The 3,306-nt window shown below is 52.4% G+C and carries 2 rRNA genes; both read left to right on the top strand.

The window, feature by feature from the left end:
- The first annotated feature begins 231 nt into the window (after positions 1-231).
- Positions 232-3,139, top strand: a 23S ribosomal RNA gene (locus OZD67_RS02455).
- A 98-nt stretch (positions 3,140-3,237) separates the two neighbouring features.
- A 5S ribosomal RNA gene (gene rrf / locus OZD67_RS02460) occupies positions 3,238-3,306 on the top strand; the annotation flags it as partial.

The following is a 3,306-nucleotide window of genomic DNA, read 5'->3' on the forward strand; positions in this document are numbered from 1 at the left end:
GTTCGATCCCGCTTAGCTCCACCATATAGTCCGGTATTTCAATACTTCAGAGTATATTGGCAACAGTATGCTGCGAAGTATTTTGCTCTTTAACAATCTGGAACAAGCTGAAAATTGAAACATGACGGCTGAAATTTATCCCTCCGTAGATGTACTGGGATGAAGAGTAACCTGTCATAGAGTCTCTCAAATGTTTGCAGCGCGAACGATGGAAACATCTTCGGGTTGTGAGGTTAAGTGACTAAGCGTACACGGTGGATGCCTAGGCAGTCAGAGGCGATGAAGGGCGTGCTAATCTGCGAAAAGCGTCGGTAAGGTGATATGAACCGTTACAACCGGCGATACCCGAATGGGGAAACCCAGTGTGTTTCGACACACTATCATGTCATGAATACATAGTGGCATGAGGCGAACCGGGGGAACTGAAACATCTAAGTACCCCGAGGAAAAGAAATCAACCGAGATTCCCCCAGTAGCGGCGAGCGAACGGGGAGGAGCCCAGAACCTGAATCGGCTTGTGTGTTAGTGGAAGCGTCTGGAAAGTCGCGCAGCAAAGGGTGATAGCCCCGTACACTAAAATGCACAGGTCGTGAGTTCGATGAGTAGGGCGGGACACGTGACATCCTGTCTGAATATGGGGGGACCATCCTCCAAGGCTAAATACTCCTGACTGACCGATAGTGAACCAGTACCGTGAGGGAAAGGCGAAAAGAACCCCGGCGAGGGGAGTGAAATAGAACCTGAAACCGTGTACGTACAAGCAGTGGGAGCACCTTCGTGGTGTGACTGCGTACCTTTTGTATAATGGGTCAGCGACTTATATTTTGTAGCAAGGTTAACCGTATAGGGGAGCCGTAGGGAAACCGAGTCTTAACTGGGCGATTAGTTGCAAGGTATAGACCCGAAACCCGGTGATCTAGCCATGGGCAGGTTGAAGGTTGGGTAACACTAACTGGAGGACCGAACCGACTAATGTTGAAAAATTAGCGGATGACTTGTGGCTGGGGGTGAAAGGCCAATCAAACCGGGAGATAGCTGGTTCTCCCCGAAAGCTATTTAGGTAGCGCCTCGTGAACTCATCTTCGGGGGTAGAGCACTGTTTCGGCTAGGGGGCCATCCCGGCTTACCAAACCGATGCAAACTCCGAATACCGAAGAATGTTATCACGGGAGACACACGGCGGGTGCTAACGTCCGTCGTGAAGAGGGAAACAACCCAGACCGCCAGCTAAGGTCCCAAAGTCATGGTTAAGTGGGAAACGATGTGGGAAGGCATAGACAGCCAGGATGTTGGCTTAGAAGCAGCCATCATTTAAAGAAAGCGTAATAGCTCACTGGTCGAGTCGGCCTGCGCGGAAGATGTAACGGGGCTAAACCATGCACCGAAGCTGCGGCAGCGACGCTTAGGCGTTGTTGGGTAGGGGAGCGTTCTGTAAGCCGTTGAAGGTGGCCTGTGAGGGTTGCTGGAGGTATCAGAAGTGCGAATGCTGACATAAGTAACGATAAAGCGGGTGAAAAGCCCGCTCGCCGGAAGACCAAGGGTTCCTGTCCAACGTTAATCGGGGCAGGGTGAGTCGACCCCTAAGGCGAGGCTGAAAAGCGTAGTCGATGGGAAACAGGTTAATATTCCTGTACTTGGTGTTACTGCGAAGGGGGGACGGAGAAGGCTAGGCTAGCCGGGCGACGGTTGTCCCGGTTTAAGCGTGTAGGGGGTGTGACCTGGTAAATCCGGTTGCATACTAACCCTGAGGCGTGATGACGATGCACTACGGTGCAGAAGTAGTTGATGCCCTGCTTCCAGGAAAAGCCTCTAAGCTCCAGGTAACATTGAATCGTACCCCAAACCGACACAGGTGGTCAGGTAGAGAATACCAAGGCGCTTGAGAGAACTCGGGTGAAGGAACTAGGCAAAATGGTGCCGTAACTTCGGGAGAAGGCACGCTGGCATGTAGGTGAAGTCCTTCGCGGATGGAGCTGAAGCCAGTCGAAGATACCAGCTGGCTGCAACTGTTTAATAAAAACACAGCACTGTGCAAACACGAAAGTGGACGTATACGGTGTGACGCCTGCCCGGTGCTGGAAGGTTAATTGATGGGGTCAGCCGCAAGGCGAAGCTCTTGATCGAAGCCCCAGTAAACGGCGGCCGTAACTATAACGGTCCTAAGGTAGCGAAATTCCTTGTCGGGTAAGTTCCGACCTGCACGAATGGCGTAATGATGGCCAGGCTGTCTCCACCCGAGACTCAGTGAAATTGAACTCGCTGTGAAGATGCAGTGTACCCGCGGCAAGACGGAAAGACCCCGTGAACCTTTACTATAGCTTGACACTGAACATTGAGCCTTGATGTGTAGGATAGGTGGGAGGCTTTGAAGCGTGGACGCCAGTCTGCGTGGAGCCATCCTTGAAATACCACCCTTTAATGTTTGATGTTCTAACTCGGCCCCGTGATCCGGGGTGAGGACAGTGTCTGGTGGGTAGTTTGACTGGGGCGGTCTCCTCCCAAAGAGTAACGGAGGAGCACGAAGGTTAGCTAATCACGGTCGGACATCGTGAGGTTAGTGCAAAGGCATAAGCTAGCTTGACTGCGAGAGTGACGGCTCGAGCAGGTACGAAAGTAGGTCTTAGTGATCCGGTGGTTCTGAATGGAAGGGCCATCGCTCAACGGATAAAAGGTACTCCGGGGATAACAGGCTGATACCGCCCAAGAGTTCATATCGACGGCGGTGTTTGGCACCTCGATGTCGGCTCATCACATCCTGGGGCTGAAGTAGGTCCCAAGGGTATGGCTGTTCGCCATTTAAAGTGGTACGCGAGCTGGGTTTAGAACGTCGTGAGACAGTTCGGTCCCTATCTGCCGTGGGCGTTGGAAGATTGAGAGGGGTTGCTCCTAGTACGAGAGGACCGGAGTGAACGCACCACTGGTGTTCGGGTTGTCATGCCAATGGCATTGCCCGGTAGCTAAGTGCGGAAAAGATAAGCGCTGAAAGCATCTAAGCGCGAAACTTGCCTCAAGATGAGTCTTCCCTGGGCCTTCAAGGCCCCTGAAGGAACGTTTAAGACTAAGACGTTGATAGGCTGGGTGTGTAAGTGCAGCGATGCATTGAGCTAACCAGTACTAATGATCCGTGAGGCTTAACCTTACAACACCGAAGGTGTTTTTAGAGAGATTTTCAGCGAAGTTCCGAGATTGGTTCTGATGGCGACACGAGAGTGGCGCGGTTGGAATAAAACGAATTTGCCTGGCGGCAATAGCGCGGTGGTCCCACCTGACCCCATGCCGAACTCAGAAGTGAAACGCCGTAGCGCC

Origin of the sequence: Wolbachia endosymbiont of Drosophila nikananu (genome assembly GCF_028981865.1) — a bacterium.
GTDB lineage: Bacteria > Pseudomonadota > Alphaproteobacteria > Rickettsiales > Anaplasmataceae > Wolbachia > Wolbachia pipientis_B.